Origin of the sequence: Shewanella ulleungensis, from assembly GCF_014648315.1 — a bacterium.
In the GTDB taxonomy this organism is placed as follows: Bacteria; Pseudomonadota; Gammaproteobacteria; order Enterobacterales; family Shewanellaceae; genus Shewanella; species Shewanella ulleungensis.
In genome coordinates this window covers 473068-492435 of the sequence record NZ_BMQW01000001.1, presented here as the reverse complement: position 1 = coordinate 492435, position 19368 = coordinate 473068, and the positions used below count along the sequence as shown (strand labels likewise).

At 36.5% G+C, this 19368-nt stretch carries 14 protein-coding genes and 1 pseudogene; 5 read left to right on the top strand and 10 right to left on the bottom strand.

All coding sequences use genetic code 11. The annotated features are described in order from the left end of the window. Positions 1-12 precede the first annotated feature (12 nt). On the top strand, positions 13-1194 hold the full coding sequence (locus tag IEY40_RS02045) for an alginate export family protein (RefSeq protein ID WP_188952849.1): 1182 nt from the start codon (positions 13-15) through the stop codon (positions 1192-1194). Positions 1195-1244: 50 nt separating this feature from the next. On the opposite strand, the gene IEY40_RS02040 is transcribed toward IEY40_RS02045, so the two are convergent. The 5 genes from IEY40_RS02040 to IEY40_RS02020 all read right to left on the bottom strand — a co-directional run bounded on the left by IEY40_RS02040 (position 1245) and on the right by IEY40_RS02020 (position 5407). After that, positions 1245-2147, bottom strand: coding sequence for a LysR family transcriptional regulator (locus tag IEY40_RS02040; RefSeq protein WP_188952847.1), 903 nt, complete (start codon positions 2145-2147; stop codon positions 1245-1247). Positions 2148-2299: 152 nt separating this feature from the next. Beyond that, positions 2300-2887 carry a putative antibiotic biosynthesis monooxygenase gene (locus IEY40_RS02035; RefSeq protein WP_188952845.1) on the bottom strand — a complete coding sequence of 196 codons (588 nt, stop codon included), beginning with the start codon at positions 2885-2887 and terminating at the stop codon, positions 2300-2302. A 33-nt stretch (positions 2888-2920) separates the two neighbouring features. Beyond that, positions 2921-3319, bottom strand: coding sequence for an OsmC family protein (locus IEY40_RS02030; protein ID WP_188952843.1), 399 nt, complete (start codon positions 3317-3319; stop codon positions 2921-2923). 51 nt (positions 3320-3370) lie between these two features. Next, a complete protein-coding gene (locus IEY40_RS02025; protein ID WP_188952841.1) occupies positions 3371-4285 on the bottom strand; it encodes a pirin family protein in 915 nt (304 codons plus the stop codon). Positions 4286-4375: 90 nt separating this feature from the next. Beyond that, entirely contained in the window at positions 4376-5407 is a 1032-nt protein-coding gene (locus IEY40_RS02020) for an alpha/beta hydrolase (protein ID WP_188952839.1), read from the bottom strand. Between the two features lie 788 nt (positions 5408-6195). Between IEY40_RS02020 and IEY40_RS02015 the strand changes: the two genes are divergently transcribed. The 3 genes from IEY40_RS02015 to IEY40_RS02005 all read left to right on the top strand — a co-directional run bounded on the left by IEY40_RS02015 (position 6196) and on the right by IEY40_RS02005 (position 11739). Further along, positions 6196-7608 (top strand): ATP-binding protein, encoded by a 1413-nt coding sequence (locus tag IEY40_RS02015; protein WP_188952836.1) that lies wholly within the window; start codon positions 6196-6198, stop codon positions 7606-7608. A gap of 496 nt (positions 7609-8104) precedes the next feature. Further along, entirely contained in the window at positions 8105-8464 is a 360-nt protein-coding gene (locus IEY40_RS02010) for a response regulator (RefSeq protein WP_188952834.1), read from the top strand. 701 nt (positions 8465-9165) lie between these two features. Then, positions 9166-11739: an EAL domain-containing protein gene (locus IEY40_RS02005; RefSeq protein WP_188952832.1), complete on the top strand. Its 2574-nt coding sequence runs from the start codon at positions 9166-9168 to the stop codon at positions 11737-11739. 282 nt (positions 11740-12021) lie between these two features. Here IEY40_RS02005 and IEY40_RS02000 read toward each other — a convergent pair whose 3' ends face one another. Continuing rightward, positions 12022-12219 carry a helix-turn-helix transcriptional regulator gene (locus IEY40_RS02000; RefSeq protein WP_188952830.1) on the bottom strand — a complete coding sequence of 66 codons (198 nt, stop codon included), beginning with the start codon at positions 12217-12219 and terminating at the stop codon, positions 12022-12024. After that, positions 12209-12616, bottom strand: coding sequence for a hypothetical protein (locus tag IEY40_RS01995; protein ID WP_188952828.1), 408 nt, complete (start codon positions 12614-12616; stop codon positions 12209-12211). Before IEY40_RS01995 ends, IEY40_RS02000 begins: the two co-directional genes overlap by 11 nt. Before the next feature lie 222 nt (positions 12617-12838). Here IEY40_RS01995 and IEY40_RS01990 point away from each other — a divergent pair. Further along, positions 12839-13086: pseudogene (locus IEY40_RS01990) on the top strand (endonuclease III); the annotation flags it as partial. A 54-nt stretch (positions 13087-13140) separates the two neighbouring features. Here the strand turns inward: IEY40_RS01990 and IEY40_RS01985 are convergent. From IEY40_RS01985 to trpS, 3 genes are all read right to left on the bottom strand, one after another. Continuing rightward, on the bottom strand, positions 13141-13995 hold the full coding sequence (locus IEY40_RS01985; RefSeq protein ID WP_188952826.1) for a CPBP family intramembrane glutamic endopeptidase: 855 nt from the start codon (positions 13993-13995) through the stop codon (positions 13141-13143). Positions 13996-14821: 826 nt separating this feature from the next. Then, entirely contained in the window at positions 14822-17023 is a 2202-nt protein-coding gene (locus IEY40_RS01980; protein ID WP_188952824.1) for an AAA family ATPase, read from the bottom strand. Positions 17024-17495: 472 nt separating this feature from the next. After that, complete coding sequence (trpS, locus tag IEY40_RS01975) at positions 17496-18518, bottom strand: tryptophan--tRNA ligase (RefSeq protein WP_188952822.1); 1023 nt, start codon at positions 18516-18518, stop codon at positions 17496-17498. Positions 18519-19368 lie beyond the last annotated feature (850 nt).

The following is a 19368-nucleotide window of genomic DNA, read 5'->3' as shown; positions in this document are numbered from 1 at the left end:
TGGAGTTAACCTATGTTCCCTCCCATTAATCGCTGTTTTTTGTTCGGTTTAATATCCATAACAAGTACAACAGCAAACAGTATAGAGCTTGAAGGAAGACTAAGACATCAAGACATTTACCAGCAAGAACTTGGTGATACTGACCATCACGCTTTATTGAATCGTCTGTTATTACGCGAACAATGGCAGTTGGAAGATTCTACCTCATTACTCGCCGAAGGCATTACTGCATATGATTCAAGCTATAATAATGAACCTAGTTCGGTAGAACGTAACAGCGCAGATATCCATCGACTAATTTTAAGCCGTGATTTTGACAATACCCATATCATGCTAGGAAGGCAAGTCTGGTCCGTTGACGAACAGCGACAATTAGGGAAACGTGAAGGAACTAATGTACGAAGACGCTTTGATGGGATGCAACTCGAACATCAATTCGATGAAACAAACAAACTGTCGCTGTTTCATGGTTATAGTGTAAACGATAAAGCTCATACTTTTGATGACAATACTAATTCCAATCTTGCTATTAGTGGCGTTATTTTACAGCAGCAACAACTGATGTTACATGCCATGCGTTATCGAGATACTCGTGACGATAATAATGAAACTCGCTATGCCTTAGAAGGAAAATATCGATACATTCAAGATCGCAATGAGACTTTTTTTCATATAATCCATCAATTAGGTAACAATCAGGGAAAAAGAATATCTGCATGGTTTTGTCAACTCAAACTTAGTCACACTTTTGCCGACTTTATTTTTACCGGCACGACTAGCTACGCTTCAAGCGACGATGCTGGCCAAGATGCTCTAGAGCTCAAAGCTTTTCAGCCACTGTTTGCAAAAGCCCCCTACTATTCTGAAGCGGGTATTTTTTCCACCACGAATATCAAGCATGTTGGCATTGATTTACAATATCAATGGTCACCGAAACTCACGTTGCACTCGTCCTTGAAACGCTTATACAGAGTCAACAAACAGGGAAATATTTACAGTCCAGGACACTCATTAATGATAGCAGCAGATCCGACAAGAGGCAGTCGATTAGCTGACACTTTAGATTTTAGTATTCAATATAGTTTGTCACAAAATGTCTCAATAGAGCTGGTCAGTAGCTATGTATCACCCAACAGTCAATTCAACTTAAATGCTACAACTTTTTTCGAATCTATGCTTCATTATCATTACTGATAGGCATAACCTAAGATAATCCAAAATCTAAGTGGATTATCTTGCTTTAATTATAAACGGTCTGAAACCGGTAAATTGAGTGACAAATGTCGTAACTCACCAATAAATGTTCGAGCTGCAGGCCCTAGTTTATCACCATCTAAAAATAACAAATGCAAATTTACTTTACGCGACACACCTATGGCTAACGGCAGTTGTTTCAGTTCATGCTTCTCCAATGCATCTACAATAGAACTGCTTGGTAACCAAGCAAAACCTAAGCCTTGTTTTATTAATTGCATAGATGTGTTCATGTGACTCACTGTCCAACGCTGATTAGCCCCCAACCAACCTTCATCATTTCGTTTTGAACTAGCAGAGTCTCTGACCACAATTTGTCGATAACTTTTCAAGTCTTCGACAGTCAAATCGCGGTCAATTTCAAATAAAGGATGATAGGGGCTAGCAACGGCTAAAAATTCAATTTGACAGAGTTCTTCACTAAAAAGATCTTTGATCACTATCGGCGAAACAGCAATATCTACTTCATGATTTTCTAAATGCTCTTTCGCGCCGGTTAAAATAGATTCTATCAGTTCAATACGCAGCATCGGATACAAGGCAGAAGTATTTTCTAGCGCTTGGAATAGAATCTGCTGTGGGAAAATTTCATCTACAGCAATCCGTAAACTGGTTTCAACACCATCGGCTAATGTTTGTCCAATAGCTTCAACTCGCGATGCCTCTTCCAGTAAATAGTTAGCTCGGCGTAATAGCATTTCACCTGCAGGAGTCAATAACGTTTTGCGCCCTTCAATGCGAAAAACCTTAATATTAAGTGTATCTTCTAATTTATGAACTGCGTTATGAATGCTCGATTGACTTTTATAAATAGCCTGTGATGCTTGGTTAAAACCACCATACTCTGCAACTAGCTTAAACATTCTCCATTGCTCTAAAGAAACTCTCAGCATGTAAAATCCTATCATTATATATTTTCATGGCTAAAGTGGTTGCATCATGAAAGAGGAAATAGATGAATTGCATTGATTTAGTAGACTAATATTGAATGCAAAATTTTTGCATAACCAGAGATCTTCTAATATAAAGCGATTCACATTAAAGTTCACCCACTAAATAACCAACTTGCAACAACTTTAACAACTCTCGGCATAATGATATATACAACTAAGGCGACAATAATCGACACTGCAATGCCTTGTTGTATTACCCAATAAATATCTAAGGAAAGATATTTATAGACCAACTTAAGCAATACCGGTATCAACATAGTTAAGGGCCAAATAATCGCAGTTGTAATTAACCATTGCTTCCACCGAGTTGCAACCTTGGTTTGAACTGATGGCTGAGTAAACCAAAAATCAATCCCGTTATAAATTTCTAACTGCTCTTCACCTTGAAAAAGGCTACTAATTTGTTCAAGCAATGCTTTGCGTTCCATGGATTGAAGCCAATTATAAGCTAAGGCCTCGCAGGCAAACCGTACCGAAATTTCAAACTCCTCCTTATCCGGCAATGGTCGCAAAATATGCACGCCATTATGCCCAGGAAATTTAGCCGCTGCGGAAATAATTCGTGTTAGCCACTCCTCATACCGAGCCCGGTACTCTAACCGCACTTTATGCCGAATTATTATGGATACACCACTGACTTCAGAATGATTGTCTGAATTAACCGCATTTTGTTCCGCCATAAATCCCTCTATTTAACCAATACTGCACCAACTTTATTTGTACGTTGAGTGCACTTCATTAAGTGTCGAAGTCATCAGCTTGTGAATAGGACATTTATCTGCCACATCACTCAACTGTTTATGATTTTCGTGCGTCAACTTACCATTAAAGATTAAATGTACATTTAGTACATATACACCTTTAGCCTCACGACTATTATCACGCTCGATTTCAACATCCACGCTATCTAATGGGATCTGCTTTCGCTTGGCAAACATCAATAACGTAATAGCTTTACAGGCGGCCAATGATGCGTCATATAAATCATGTGGATCAGGTGCCGAATCCTCACCACCAAAACTAGCAGCGACATCGGTAAATAAGGTATGTTGATGAATACGAATCACTTGTCGATAAGTGCCTGTTTCATCTTTTTGTAAATTAATGCTCATAAAGTTCCTAAATACAAAAATTGATATTTTGCAAAATTTTTATCGTTACCTTTATTTGGGTAAGGGGATAAATTCTTGGTCATCATCCACAACAGGAGGAAAATCACCCGCCAACCATTCTTTTTTGGCTTGCTCAACTCGATCTTTACGGCTGGAAATAAAATTCCATTCCATAAAGCGCTTACTCATTTTCTCACCGCCAATAAGAGCAATTCGAGACTCTGCAATAGCTTCAATTACCACCCCGTCTTCAGACGATAAAATCACCATCGCAAACTCAGGAATCACAGTATCCCGAATCTTTAATTCACCCTTGGCAACATAGATAGCACGTTCTTCACTGTTCACTAATTCAAGCTTCTGCCCCATTTGCATATGTGCTTCAACATACAAGGTTTCAGCATAGGTCAGTACTGGTGAAGTTAAGCCGTAAGCGCTGCCCATAAGAACTCTTAGCGATACGCCATCGACAGTAGTCGAGGGAATAGTTACAGATGGATAATGATAAAATGCTGGATCAATCTCTTCATATTCTTCAGGTAATGCTAACCAGAGCTGTAAGCCATGTAAGTTATGTTCAGAGTTTTTTACTTCATCGCGTTCACGTTCTGAATGAACGATTCCGCGGCCAGCCACCATTAAATTAATATCTCCAGGTGTGATCACGGCGTAACTGCCTAAAGAATCTCGATGTAAGATTTCACCTTCGAATAAATAAGTAACCGTAGCCAGATTAATATGTGGATGCGGTCGCACATTAATACCTGTCCCAGCAGAAAAGGTGGATGGTCCCATGTGATCAAAGAAAATCCAAGGACCAACTGTTTTACGTTCCTTCGTGGGTAAAGTACGGCGAACAGAAAACTCTCCTAAATCTTTTGCGCGAGGTTTAATAATTAATTGAATGGCATCACAACCCTTCTCAATATCACATTCTGACTCAATTACTTCAGTTTCGATACTCATGAGCTTATATCCATTATTTATTCGCAATAGTAAAGTGGTAACCAATGAGTTGGATTACCACTAAGATTTTCGCAATTTATATAATTACGTTTACTTAAGATATTTTTTAAGCTCGCTTGAAGCCTGATCAAGTGCCGCTTGAGTCGCAGGTGTATCGCTTAATACATTTAACAAACCAAAGTCGTGAATCATCCCATTATAACGACTTGATATAACAGGCACTCCAGCAGCATTAAGCTTGTGTGCATAGGCTTCACCTTCATCACGTAAAACGTCAAACTCAGCCGTTTGGATCAATGTTGGTGGTAAGCCTTTTAGTTGATTGAGTGTTGCACGTAATGGAGACACATGAATATCATTACGTGCAGCTTGATCTGTGGTGTAGCTATCCCAGAACCACTGCATCATATTTTTAGTTAAAAAATAACCATTTGAAAATTGATTGTAGGATGTATTCTCTAAGTTTGCATTGGTTACTGGCCATAATAACAATTGAAATTTAAGTTCTGGTGTACCTGCTTCTTTTGCTTTTAATGCAACAACAGCAGCCATATTACCACCAACACTATTACCTGCTACCGCCAATTTCTTACCATTAACACCAATTTCTTTTCCATGATCAGCAACCCATTTTGTAGCTGCATAAGCTTGATTAATCGCTATAGGATAATGTGATTCTGGAGACGGCGTATAATCAACATAAATGGCTGCGGCACCAGAACGTTGAACTAAATCGCGGATTAAACGTTCATGAGTTGGATAATCACCTAACACCCAACCACCACCGTGAAAGAACATAAATGCAGGTAAATTTTTACCGCTATGTTCTGGCTTAACAATAACGAGTTTAATCTTTTCACCGTTCACTTTAATCACTTTTTCAGACACTGTTGCAGGAGGTAGTTTTGCTCCAGCTTGAGCTCCAATTAATACCGCTCTTGCATCTGCTGGACTAAGCGTTTCTAGTGGCTGCCCTTTACCTGCAGCTAATGCATTTAAAAATTGTACGGTATTAGTTTCAACACCGTATAGATCAGTTGCCATACTTGTGCCAGTAAATAATGCACTACTAAAGCAAATAGCTAACGCAGTCTTTCTATAAGTGTTCTTTAAAATACTCATATTGATTTATCCTAATTAATTTGATTTTTTTCAGTATGTTGCGTTGCACTTAAACAACACAGTTCATATAACAGCTAACAGTTTACGTTTAGTTCTATAGAACGAAAATAAGTATAAATGATACAATTCATTCGAAATAATAGATTAAATATTTCGGATAAACTTTCTATTTAAAACATAAAATATCATTTAATTCATTAACACTTTATCTAAGAAAACATAAGACCACAGCTATATATTGGTATAGGTATTTAACTAAAAAAACCTAAGTTACTACGAAAGAAATTAGTTCAAGAAACAGTCTATCAACTTTACTATTAGCTATTGTTGACTAGTTATAGCAACGCTATTTCAGATTTTATTGAAAATGAGGAAGATAAAGTTAACTATATTCGACAAGTTGTTGAAGTTTATTGTTAATTTAAATTTAATTATCCGAATACAACTTAATAAAAGATTCAATTTTGTCTGAATAGAATAAGCTGATCAAATTTCAAACAATACATTCAATTAGAAATATTGTATCAACCACTCAAATTTCACGACCTATACTATCAGCCAAAATATTGAAACGACCTTAATCTATACCTTCGTATACTGTCAGAAATACACAATATCGATAATAGTTAGTGGGTCATATATTTAGCCCAATACTTAACGGCTGAAACACTTATATCTAAGATCATTGCTTAAGAGAATCCTTGCAACTGCAACTTAAGCACTCACCTTAAGAGTCAGATCATCAACAGATCTTCAAAAGGATATAGAGATTTGAGGAAGAAATTTTAATGCAGTTAAAACCTAGTTCCATTAGTGTGTTTAAGTACGTATTTTCTGGCGTGATTACCATATCAATTTTTATTGTGGATAATATAATATCCCTGAAAATCGCTGTTGCTGTACTTTACGTGATAGTTGTTTTACTCGCCGTTGAGATTTTCTCTAGACGCGGGGTGATTCTAGTGAGCTTAGTTTGTATTACACTAACTATAACCGCATTTTTTATCAATCACGGTCTTGAGATGGAGATATCCGATCTAGCTAGGTGTTTAGTAAGCTTAGCAGCAATTTCTATCACAACATTATTAGCTCTAAAAAGTAAAAATGTAAAAAAATTACTACAACAACAAGTATATTTGTTATCACAAACCCATGATGCAATTTTAACTTGTGATATGAATGGAATTATCACAAGTTGGAATCAAGGTGCCTATCAGTTATATGGTTGGCAACCGGAGCAAGCCATAGGTAAACAGATCACTGAATTAATCGGCACTCCGACTTCGGCAATGAAAAACTTAATCAACTCTGGCCATTATGAAGGTGAGTTGATTGAACGTCATCAATCAGGTTCAAAAGTTGTAGTCTCAAGCCGCTGGTCATTAGCATTAGACGTACAACAACGTGGTTATTCAATATTAATTAGCAACAATGACCTGACAGCCAGTCGAAAATTAGACGAGCAACTTAGTACTCTGCAGACAACATTAGAACAAGCAAACAGACTCAGTACCTTAGGTCAAATGTCAGCATCATTAGCCCATGAGATTAATCAACCTTTAGCATCCATCAGTATGAATGCTGAAGCATCTTTACGTTGGATGAACAGGCTTGATCCTGTACTGGCGGAAAGTCGTTTATGCATAAATGCTATAGTCAATGAAGCCCGAAGAGCAGCAGAAATTATCAAAAGAATTAGAATGTTGTCGAGAAAAGGCTCTGTAACTCTATCCAATTTGGACTTACGTGAAGTGATATCAGAAACAATGTTATTACTAGAAAAGGAATTTCAACGTCACTCTGTACAAACAAGCTTAAATGTACCAGATGAAACAGAAGCATTGGTTTATGGAGACAAAATTCAATTACAACAAATTTTAATTAATCTATTGGTTAATGGAATTCAAGCTATGGAGAGTATCGAGACAAAACAACGCTACTTAAGTGTTGATCTAAAACGACATCAATCACATTGGGTTATTCAAGTAAAAGATTCAGGGAAAGGTATTGATGAATCAGAATTGCCTTTAATATTTGACGCGTTTTATAGCACTAAGAATGAAGGTATGGGCATGGGGCTATCGATTAGTCGTAGCATAGCAGAAGCTCACGATGGTCTATTGTGGACCGATGATGCAACAAAAGACGAAACAATTTTTTACTTACAGTTACCTATACTTCATACACAGGTAGTCCAATGAACATTATCATTGGCCAGAGGTCTATATCATCAATTGTGTATGTATTAAACAATGTACCTCAAATATGTTCATCATTAAGTAGTCTGTTACGAACAGGTGGGTTGAACTCTGATGTATTTTCCTACACTGATAAGTGTCAGCAATATCAAATGCCTAGTTATGCAAGTTGTCTAGAATTAGATGTAATTTTACAGTTTATTAATGATCTTGAGTTTCATCATCAATATCTGGAACAAGGTATTACAATACTGATTTTTTTATTACTGTTTACAGAGAAATTCCAATGTATGTTAAAGCAATAAAATATGGCTTTATAGATTCCCTAGCAAAAACGATTAGAGAAAAAAATATATTCAAAGCTATAGTCGCAGCATTAAGAAAAGATCAAAACCATATTATTTACTGTTTAATAATAGCTAATTTCAATTTAGTAATATCATGAGTAAAGTAACTATGATAATAAATTAGCTAACTATGATGTTAGTGGGGTTATAGAATGAAATCACAACTAATCTTTATACTTGACGACGACGATGCTGTTAGAAATGCATTAGATAGTTGTATTCGTTCTTTAGGATTCAAGGTCGGAATTTTTTATAGCGCGGAAAAACTACTTAATTCAGACCAATTGGATGAAGTGTTCTGTGTTATTTCCGATGTACAAATGCCTGGAATTAATGGATTTGAGCTTCTTTCGATACTACAGCAGCGTAAACCTGCTGTACCCGTTATTTTATTATCTGCATTTTATGAAGATTGTCTTAAAAATAAGGCGTTAAACATGGGAGCAATAGAGTTTATAAGTAAGCCATTTTGCTTATCCATTATTATTAATGCGCTCGATAAAGTAACCTAGAATACCATTGTTATCTAACGTGAACTTGCGGGTTTCAAGTTAAGTATTAGGTGGGTTATACTCAAAAATTATTTAATAGTATGATCTAGAAAAGAACATTTGGGGGCAATATTGTATCTTGTATTAGCTGAATAATTTATTTAAAAGTAACTCGCTATTAAGGAAAAAGTATAATCACATTATCTGATTTTTGGTTCTAAGTTTAGAAGGCACTTCTAAGTTATCTGAAAAACAATCAAAAAAGACGATTAGTAATTAGTAATTAGTAATTAGTAATTCTAACTAGACAATATTATTAATTATGATACTAGACATAATGTATTTATTAGCTTCAGTTATATCTTCTGGACTGGCTTTACTTGCAAGTATTTTATTAGTCCAGGCTTTAGCAGTTTGTGTTGCATTAAAAATCGGAAAAGCCTTACACATTATGGAACCTATTCCCCACGAGTATTTTAGACAAGAAATAAAGTGTAAAGAAAGAAACGAACCAGCATTTTGGCTATGAGAATGAAAAAAATGAGTAAGAAATATAGAAAGTAACTAATAACAACCTGAAAATTAAAACAAAAATCAAATACAGTTAATCAAGAAAACCTGACTAAGAATTTTGTATGGAGACAGTTCTCAATAATAATAAAAAATAAAGTCAACTGGATACATTACCGATTGAAACCGAATTAAAACCGAAGGATAAAAAAATGAAAGTGAAAAGTTATCTTGTAAATTTAAAACTTAATCCAGTAATAGTAGATATAATCTTATGTTTTAGCGTAACTCTCTTATTCAGCATTTACATAGCCATTACATACATCCAAAAATATCAACAGGCAAGCACTAATTTGCAAAGCATTAATTTAACTTTAGAATCAAGATTAAATTATGAACTATTGAAGCCAATACAAAATCAATTAAACACTCTATCTCTAATGATTGACCCTTATCTGATAGATGATTTACCAAAAGAAAAAGAAAACATCGAAAAAAACATTGAGGATTTGAAAAAACATTTCGATAAACTTTCAAGAATCAAGATAATAGATAAATATGATGCTCCATTAATTGCCAAGTCGGTTGACAAGATGAGACTAAACGAAATTATCTTTAAAAGTACTAAAGATAATATACTAGTACTAGCTGTTCCATTGTTCAATTCAAAAAGTGAGCATAAAGGTTGGATTTCTACATCTGTATCATTGAAGACTATTCAAATACTGTTTTCTGAGGTGGAACTAGGTAACGCTGGCGTTCTTGCTTTAAGACTTATTAATCCATCGGCAATGATCGTACAACAACCACAACTGAGCACTTTACCATCATACTTTGAACCAGACGTTATAGATAAACAGTTAGAAGAAGGGTCTAATGAAGGAGTGCAATTTATGTTCTCTGAAGAAAATAGGGAATCACGGCTATATGGATATAAAAGAGTGGGTCTATATCCTCTTGTGTTAGTGACTGGTTTTGCCACTAAAGATCTCATGGCTGAATGGTATTTAAATTCACAATTAACGGGTGTTTTGTGTTTTTTCATTTGTATTATTTTTATCCTTATACATAGATTAAGCAACTTATTCTATGATGGAAAATGCTCAACAGAAGCATATGAATCAAAAGAAGAATATATCAGATTATTACTCAACTCTGTTGGACACCCTATTTTTGGTGTTAATTTAAGGGGTGAATGTACCTTTCATAATAAAAGCTGTGCCCAATTATTAGGTTGTGACAATAATATAGATCTTACATCCAATCCTTTGAACATCCATTTTATTGACGTGAATGGTTCCCAAACCGATATACTAAGTAAGTTACTATGCCATATTCGTAAAAATTTAAACTTTCATTGTGAAGATAATTTCATTACAGATACTTTAAATAAAAAAACACCTGTAGAAATTAGGGCTTACCCCAATGTTAAAAATAAAAAACTAATTGGAGCGGTTGTTACCTTGCAAGATATTTCCGAACGGAAATATCAGGAAAAGCAAATTCGTTACATGGCTTATCATGATGCTTTAACCGGGCTCCCAAATCGCTGGTTATTGAGAGATAACTTTGATCAGTTAATTGCAGATAAAAAGGGAGAAAATGTTTTTTTACTATATTTAGATTTAGACCATTTCAAAACGATTAATGATTCATTAGGACATTATGCTGGAGATTCTGTTCTACATGTTATAGCAAAGAGATTATTATCATTTAAAACTAAAAGTTGTATTCTCTCACGTTTAGGTGGTGATGAATATCTAATGCTCGTTAGTTGCAGTCATAAGCAGTTAAAAAGACTACTATCTGACATGATAGCTGAAATCCAACAACCTATACAACTTGAAAGCCAGCAGATTTCAGTAACATCTTCGATTGGAATATCTACATATATACAACATGGTACAGATTTTGAATCCTTGCTAAAAGCTTCTGATATGGCGTTATATAAAGCTAAAGAAGATGGCCGAAATACTTATCGATTCTATCATAACAGCATGGGGAAACAGGGGTTAAGATTATTGATGATCCAAACTGAGTTGCGAGAAGCTATAAGTAAAAATCAGCTTTTTATTCAATATCAACCACAATTAGATTTGAAGACTGGTAAACTAATAGGAGTAGAAGCTTTATTACGCTGGAACCATCCAAAAGAAGGATTAATCTCACCGGCAGAGTTTATTCCAGCGGCTGAGTCGAATGGCATGATCATTCCCATCAGTAATTGGCTGTTACAGGAAGTATGTAAACAAGCTATGCAATGGAAGCAACAAGGAGTAGCTAACCTAGTTGTAGCAGTGAATTGTTCTGCAGTTCAATTTAGACAAGGAGATCTTGTAGCTGAAGTTCGCCAAGCTTTGGAATCCTCTGGTTTACCCGCCCATGAACTAGAACTAGAACTCACCGAATCGATGTTACTACAAGACTCCGAGCGAGTAATGAAAATCATGGCTCAACTCAAAACTCTGGGAATCAAGTTCTCAATAGATGATTTTGGAACAGGCTACTCAAATATGGCCTACTTGAAACGCTTCGCTGTTGATAAACTAAAAATAGATCAATCTTTTGTTAAAGGCATAGCAAATAATCCTAATGATAAAGCAATAGTCCAATCAATAATCGCCCTAGCACATAGCTTTAACCTCAAAGCCATTGCAGAAGGTGTTGAAGACTGTGCTTCGGCGAGTATTTTATCAGCAAATCAATGTGATGAAGCTCAAGGATACTTGTATTCTAAACCTCTTTACGCAACAGAATTTCTACAATGGTTTAATGGTTACAACTAAGAGTTTTAGGATACCTCAATGTTCGACTAACTAACAATTTTATATATTACTGTCGTGGTCAATAAATACTGACCACTGACTTAGATGTTCTAACTTATTTCTGGACAAAAACGAGTTACGAAATTCTTAAAGTTTCCATATTTCGGATAACCTCAGCTATGACAAAGTACGAGTATCACCTACAAGCAAGTGGCCAGTTTAAGTAATCCACTACAAACAGAATAACACGTCGCTTAGTGGAAAAACTAAGCGAAAAACTCTGTACAGATAATAAAATTTAATTTACAGCTCGTTAGGGAAAAAAATTTCTTCAATTCTTTTTCCAAAAACTTCAGCAATTGAAAAGGCAAGGGTTAACGAAGGATCATGCTTACCTGTTTCTATTGCGTTAACCGCTTGTCGAGATACTTCTAACTTTTCAGCTAAAGTCGCTTGAGACCAACCATTCTCTGCTCGGAGAACCCTTAACCTACTCTTCATAGGTTTCACCTTTCAGTTGGATATATTGCGCTATACCAAAGACTACTGCGATGGCTGGCAACATAAAGGCCGGGTTAAGGGTTGGGACATCAACCATTTCACCTAATAAACCGTAAGCCATAGCTATACACCCAACGACTCCTACTGCCCAAAGTAAACTCTCTCCCATCACTCTTTGAATATATTCATCAAACGACCGATATTGGTTTACCACTACATATAATAAAAAAATGATAGGAACCACAGGCAACATGGCGAGAAGCCCTTTGCTAATTGTAGATAGATCATTATTTTCATTTAACACTACAGATAGAGCAAGAACACCTAAAAACATTGCTATACATAAAAGAAATTTTACTGTGAATTTCTTTTCATTTTTCTCCAATACATTACTCATATTAATTCTCTATTTAACTTTAAATTAAATTCAACTGGATTTTCGAGTGCCATGACCAAACTACATTGTATCAAGCATACCTTACATTTACTCAGTGGCAATGTCAAAGAAACCTGACATTTTATCAGGTTATCTTGTCACAGGAGGTCACAATCTGTCATCGTTATTTTTGTGTTGATTTAGAATGTTTATGAGTTAACGCGCTTACATCTAGTTTTATTATCCTTTGGCTGGCCTTCCATTGCGGTGGACACCCATATTTATCGGGTATCTAACCGTACCAAGTTCGCAATGGGTAAGAATGTCGATCAGGTTGAACAAAAACTATTAAAAGTCGTCCCAGCGGAATTTAAAGTGGATGTGCACCATTGGCTAATTCTGCACGGCCGTTACACCTGTATTACCCGTAAACCCTGTTGTGGCTCGTGTATTATTGAATATAACTGGAGTTTAAAGAAAAAACCGAATAATATTTTGAGTTTATTTAATTGATGCTTTTGCTGCTTATATCCCTCAACAGGGTTTTAGGTTTTTTGGGCTAATGAAGAAAACTCCTTTACACCTTTCCTCCAATAGGCAAACGCGACAACTGTGGCTACCAACGCTAATACCGCTCCGAATTCATCAATGTAATAACTTGAGTTTTCGTTTGTAATGGTAATAGGCGTAAATACTTTTTGAATAAATATATTAGAAGCCCCATGGTACATAACGGCTGTCCAGACACTGTCTGTTTTTAACCGGATATAAGCCATGATAGTTCCGGTCGAAGTAATGAATAACGTAAAGAAAAATAGTTGATAGTAAATCGATGTATCGCTATTCCCATACAATCCTAAAAAGATCAACGGCCAATGAAACGCAGACCAGAGTATGCCACTCACTAACACGACCCCAGTAAATGATGTGATTTTAGAAAGCTCAGGAACTAATAGCCCTCTCCATCCAATTTCTTCTCCTAAAATAGACGGAATTGACATTATGAAGCTGATACACGCGACTAAAAACAAATGAAAAAGAAATATACTTAAATCATTCCATTCGCTTAAGTTATAGCTTTGCTTTTTGTCCGCTAAGAATTCACTGTTGTATAAGTCACCGCCCCCAAAAGACCAAATAAGTAAATAAGCCACTGACGCAATAGCAAAAGGTATCAGATAGCTTTTCCATTGCACTTTCCAACTTCCCCATTTCCAACCTAGTTCAGATAAGCTCTTCTTTCTAACTAAACAAGTTAAAATCGTAGCAGCGCCTACTGACAACATAAGGGGCGTTGCTTGTCCCATTCTAAATATCAGCCAAAACCCTAGGAAGTAGAAAGCAATAACGAAGGCCAAAAATGTTGCGAGCGTGATATAAGTGTCTTTAGTAGAGTTCATATTAGGCTTTCTCATCTTTTTTTAAAGCAACTCGTTGCTTATAGGTTTGTAAGTGTTCAGTCTAATTCGTCATCTTCGAATAACTTTAGATAGGGGGAAACGAAGTAGACGGCTTTGGTGTGCGAGATAATTAGGTACTGACGCAGCAAAAAATGCTATTGCCTATTGACCTGAAAAAAGCTCATATGTGCTAATTTTCTTTGAAGTCCCTAGCTAGCATAGTGGATGCTATAGATGGTTCAATTGCATCTTTACCTGAAAACCTCTTAGCGGCCTGATAACCTTCGTCTCGATATTGGGTAAGCATTTCGCTATACGAATATATTTTACTTGTGTCTATACGAATGATTTATTTTGATGATTTAAAGCCTTAAACTTACTTTCAGGTTTGGTCTCCCTAAATCGTTTTAATTCATTAGCTACATATGCCATTGTAAATGGTTCTACTAACCCAAGATTAACAAAATCAAATTCGTATTCATCGGAGTGATCTAAATCCCATAAACGATTACAGAAATTTAATGCATTTATAAGAGACAAATTTTGAGGTTTTTTTACTCGAATCATACTCATCCTTCTAGACGAAACTTAACAATTCATTAGAGCCAAAAGTGGGGGAATACCCCACTACTTTGGGATTTTTCATGCATCTACTCATCGCAAAAAAACACATAAACCATTGTTTTTTTAAGATCAAACCTGTCGAGAACTCTCGCAGTGAGAGTTGCCTAATTTACTTTTGCTAACGCAAAAGGAACAAATCTTATTTACTAGTCAATTCAACTAGCTCGGTGTTGGACGGTTTCATTTGAGCAGCAATTAAACATCACCTTATCCCCATCATCATGTTGTAGTGACCTGCTTGTTCTGCTTTGTTGAATATGCTTTGAAAAACGCGAAGATATGCCTTATTGCTTCGCTCACCATGATTGACATAAAGGTCGTCATGAATAGAATGAGATCCATCATTGACCCATGAAAACAGAGACTGACAAATCAACTTATCACGCCCGTCAAAGAGTGCACAAATTTCATCTTTTCCCATACCGCCCCACATTGTGAAGTAGTTTTCCAATATGCGGCGTAATGTATTTTGCAGGCTGACGCTGGTAATATTTTCTGACTTCACATCCTCCCACAGCAGTTCATAGGCAGATCGAATTGGGTTAGTCTCACATCGTTCAACAGCTGATCCATATTCTAGCTTCTTTACCAACCAAAAACTCTCTTCGTTAAGTGCGCCATCAGCAGGTCTTTTTCTGTTAAAGCTGATCTCTTTATGAAAATAGACATTATGAGTCAGCATAAATACCTGCTTGATCTGTGAACTCTGGCTTCTTGTCTCTTCCATAACGCCCCTAATCAAGCTACTAACGATGTAGAGAATATCACTATCTAACGACGATATCGGGTCGTCAAACACAACTACCCGATTCATAGTTATACCAGAAGGTGTCTGGGCTCCTTTGATGAGATAGTAAAAGTACAAAAAGGTGATAAACGTTTTTTCGCCTTCACTCAGTGATTTGCTGGCATCATCTCCATTTTCGCGGATAATCTTATAATGGCGGCCTTCATTAGCTTCACCTATAGTGAAGGAGTTAAACCCGAATTTCTTTAATAGATCATTGATAGCTGTAATAGTTGGTTGAATAGATGTGGTCTTTTTTTCAAGTTCCTTGACCTGTTCCGTGAATCTACGAAGCTGGTTATTTTTATCAACAAGACTCTGCTGCATACCTTCGATAACTCGCGTTAGGTTAGATTTTTTCTGTTCATATTCTTGTAAATCATCAGCTAACTCATTCAGTACATAGCACCAAACCTGAGCAATCAAATTTCGTTTCTCCGCGGCTATATTTTCCACAGTTTGGTTGTGTTCTTTAGTTGCGTCATTGGCTGAAATCACTAAGCTATTTAACTGTTTTAACAACGGCTCAATTGACTCCAATTCAATTTTTTTGCTAGGTTCATCAATCTTTTTATCTAACTTGAATCGGTTACTTTTTAACCTTTCAGTAAGCACCTGTACTTCCGCGTTGAATAACCCACTTTCCAAAAATTGGTTATTAATCATCACACTGTTCTGGATAATGACGAGTAGTTTGTCACTTGCGGTCTGATAGCTTGACTGTAACAACTTCAACGATTCTATATCTTTGTCGTAGGCTTCGCTAAAAAATGCCGCTAGGTTATCTGCAAATTCCTTATCCGTAGATTGCTGACAGAAGGGGCATATATCCGGCTGTTGTCCATGATATTGACGCCCTTGTTTTACCCAATCACTATTTCCCAAGCGTTCAATGAGAGCTGCTATATCAACATCCTGATTACCAACGATCACTTTTTGCAGTAAAGCATCTCCCTCCATAGCTACAAGAGAATCGGCTGAGATTTGTTCCAGTTGCGTAGTTCGCTCAATATTGTTTGAAAAAACCGTTTCAGCTCTTACTTTTAGTGTATCCAACGAATACAATTCAGCCGTGTTCGATTCTTGTTCAGCCAAAACCTTGTCTTTGAATCGTTCAGCATTATTTCTGGCACCAGCAAAAGCTTCCTGAAAATATTCATCATGCAATTGTTTTTGCTTCCAGCATTTATCCCTAAGCACTGGTTTAAGGTCTATCAACTCTTTGCACTTACCGTATTGACCACCCTCACCATTCAATTGATTTTTAAGGCTTGATATTTGACCATTCACTTTTTCTATTTCGGGTTGCAGGTCTGCGATCTCACGCTCAGCTTCCACTTGATTCTCACCCAAGGTAAAAACGCCTTGAAGGGGGTTGTCTTGGTTAAAATTCTGTTCAACGAAATCTCGGTTATATACCATGCATTTTAGTTCTACCCCACCTTGCCATGTTAATGGGCAATGCTTATGCCCTTCAACTTGAGCAATGACACGACTGATTGTGGTCTTGCCTGTTCCGTTCGCACCAAATATATAATTAATACGACGAAGATCACTGAGTCTTGCTTCTCTCAGATAAGTAGCAACTGGTGTATTGATTTGGATTTCACTGAGCATACTCTGTCCTTAGAAGGTCGTAGTTGCATTTAAGAATGAAACACTACTATCGAGGTTAAGATAGCGGTCAAATCAGTAGATGCAGACCAATTTTACAATAAATCAACTAGGTACATATTGATTCATTAAGATATTTTGGTCAAACACGGATTACTAGTACCATTTCAATTTAGTTATGATCGATTGAGCTACCATTCCAATGGTAGCTCATCGGTCTTTATTAATACTTTCAAAGAACGACTTCCTCTCGGCTATAAGTTTTTAAACAGTCAGAATTAAATGGAATTAGTACTAGGTCTGTGAATGAGTATTAACTCTAAATAGAAATGGGGCATTAACCCGTTTCCTCACCAAAAGTCCAAAAAAACATCAAACTATAATATAAATGATCAAACTTTAGTATGAACGCACAACAGCTTCGAGGCCTTCTGCCAATTATTTGTCTAGAAGCTAGCTGTTGAAAACAAGTTATTCAAAAAAGATTAAGTCCAAAGATATCTTTAACATCAAAAAGTACTTTTTCTGTTTTATCTCTAGATACTTGACTTCCTTTTATTAAAATATCAATTAGTTGAGCCTTATCACTTAAAAACTCAGATCTTCTCACTCTTATTGGTCGGAGCATCTCCTGTAAACATTCTTCCAATATTTTTTTAGTTGTACCATCACCAAGCCCTCCCCGTTGATAGTGCTCTTTTAGTTGGCTGATATAGTTTTCATCTGGATGAAAAGCATCAAGATAAGTAAAAACAATATTTCCTTCGACATTGCCAGGTTCTTCAACCCTTAGGTGATTAGGGTCGGTATACATAGATTTTACCGCTGCGGAGATCTCTTTTTCGGTAGCCCCAAGATTAATGGCGTTGCCTATCGACTTAGACATCTTATTTTTCCCATCAGTACTTGGTAAACGTGATGCATTACTTAATAAGGGTCGACATTCATTCAAAACAATACGTCCTGCTAGTGAGTTAACTTTTCTCACTATCTCATTAGTTTGTTCGAGCATTGGTAATTGATCATCCCCAACAGGAACTAATGTTGCGCTAAAACCCGTTATATCAGCAGCTTGAGATATTGGGTATGTTAAAAAACCAGCAGGAATCGAACGTTCAAACCCTTTGTGTTGAATCTCACTTTTAACAGTTGGATTTCGCTCTAAGCGACTGATTGATACAAGATTGCTGTAATACATAGTTAATTCAGCAAGGGCGGGTAGTTTTGATTGAAGGCAAATCGTTGTTATAGAAGGGTTGATGCCGACTGCTAGATAATCTGCAACGACATTTAGAATATTGGATGATACTTTTTTCGGATTATGAGCATTATCAGTAAGACCTTGCATATCAGCAACAAGAATAGTTTGTTCATGAATTGCCTGTAAAGCTACACGCTGCTTTAAAGAACCGACATAATGACCTAAATGCAATGGGCCTGTAGCTCTATCGCCTGTTAAAATAATTTCTGGCTTATCTGAATCTTGCTTTGAGTTCACGGGTATATCTCCTAGTTAAAATAAATCACTACTGGAGATACTAAAGAAATTACCGTCTTAGCTACCTTCCAGCAGCTTAAGAATGTAAGAATTCTGTGCCGCTCTAATTAGAGCGCCACCAGAAGAAGAATGTAAGAGTTGGAATATATTTCATTTCGATAACTTAACAATAATGCTTTTGAAGCTCAACCCTCTCAAGTGTAATTTTCAATATATAGCTTATGCAAAAAATAACTTTTATAGGAAGTATGGCGTTACGCCTCTTTGAAGGCTTCTCTTTCAAGTTGGTGATATTGATGCTGCGATAATGCTGGTTCATATACGCGATGTTAAAGGGGCAAAGACAAGCTGGTGCCATTACACCACGGACCTTGATAACACTGCTATATTATGGATAAACTCATCGTCACCCTCTTTTGCCTTTCCCATTATATCTCTCTTGAATTGAACTGTAACTGCAATAGAGTACACTTTGTGTCATTACTAAAATTAGGTCAGCTTAGCAAAACTTAACGGTTCAATAAGTTGCGTTCAAAATCGTTTTGGGGCAGATTTGTGTTAGTACTGATCGGTACAGGCGCTACTTTCCCCCGAATTCATAACTGCATTTTAGGTCTATACTTCTCTTGCTAGGTTTCTTTCAACAAGGAGGTTTTATACTCATCATTTCTCGCCCATCAGGATCATCTTTTACCATTAGCAATGTGTTTGATGCTGATGGCAACCCCCTGCATAACAAGCGGTATCCAAGCCGAAAGTCAGTGACTGTACTTCGCACCTAAGTTGTGATCGCTAGGGCGCAAGAGTTTGCTAAAGCGTCATCATAGCCAATCAGAGCTTGCTGTATGCC

Bases quoted from the DNA above. Each gene is read 5' to 3' on its own strand.
- IEY40_RS02015 (WP_188952836.1), top strand. From the start codon at position 6,196: ATGCAGTTAAAACCTAGTTCCATTAGTGTGTTTAAGTACGTATTTTCT.
- IEY40_RS02030 (WP_188952843.1), bottom strand. From the start codon at position 3,319: ATGAGCATTAATTTACAAAAAGATGAAACAGGCACTTATCGACAAGTG.
- IEY40_RS02025 (WP_188952841.1), bottom strand. From the start codon at position 4,285: ATGAGTATCGAAACTGAAGTAATTGAGTCAGAATGTGATATTGAGAAG.
- IEY40_RS02000 (WP_188952830.1), bottom strand. From the start codon at position 12,219: ATGAAGAGTAGGTTAAGGGTTCTCCGAGCAGAGAATGGTTGGTCTCAA.
- IEY40_RS02040 (WP_188952847.1), bottom strand. From the start codon at position 2,147: ATGCTGAGAGTTTCTTTAGAGCAATGGAGAATGTTTAAGCTAGTTGCA.
- IEY40_RS02035 (WP_188952845.1), bottom strand. From the start codon at position 2,887: ATGGCGGAACAAAATGCGGTTAATTCAGACAATCATTCTGAAGTCAGT.
- IEY40_RS02045 (WP_188952849.1), top strand. From the start codon at position 13: ATGTTCCCTCCCATTAATCGCTGTTTTTTGTTCGGTTTAATATCCATA.
- IEY40_RS02010 (WP_188952834.1), top strand. From the start codon at position 8,105: ATGAAATCACAACTAATCTTTATACTTGACGACGACGATGCTGTTAGA.
- IEY40_RS02020 (WP_188952839.1), bottom strand. From the start codon at position 5,407: ATGAGTATTTTAAAGAACACTTATAGAAAGACTGCGTTAGCTATTTGC.
- IEY40_RS01980 (WP_188952824.1), bottom strand. From the start codon at position 17,023: ATGCTCAGTGAAATCCAAATCAATACACCAGTTGCTACTTATCTGAGA.
- IEY40_RS02005 (WP_188952832.1), top strand. From the start codon at position 9,166: ATGAAAGTGAAAAGTTATCTTGTAAATTTAAAACTTAATCCAGTAATA.
- IEY40_RS01985 (WP_188952826.1), bottom strand. From the start codon at position 13,995: ATGAACTCTACTAAAGACACTTATATCACGCTCGCAACATTTTTGGCC.
- IEY40_RS01995 (WP_188952828.1), bottom strand. From the start codon at position 12,616: ATGAGTAATGTATTGGAGAAAAATGAAAAGAAATTCACAGTAAAATTT.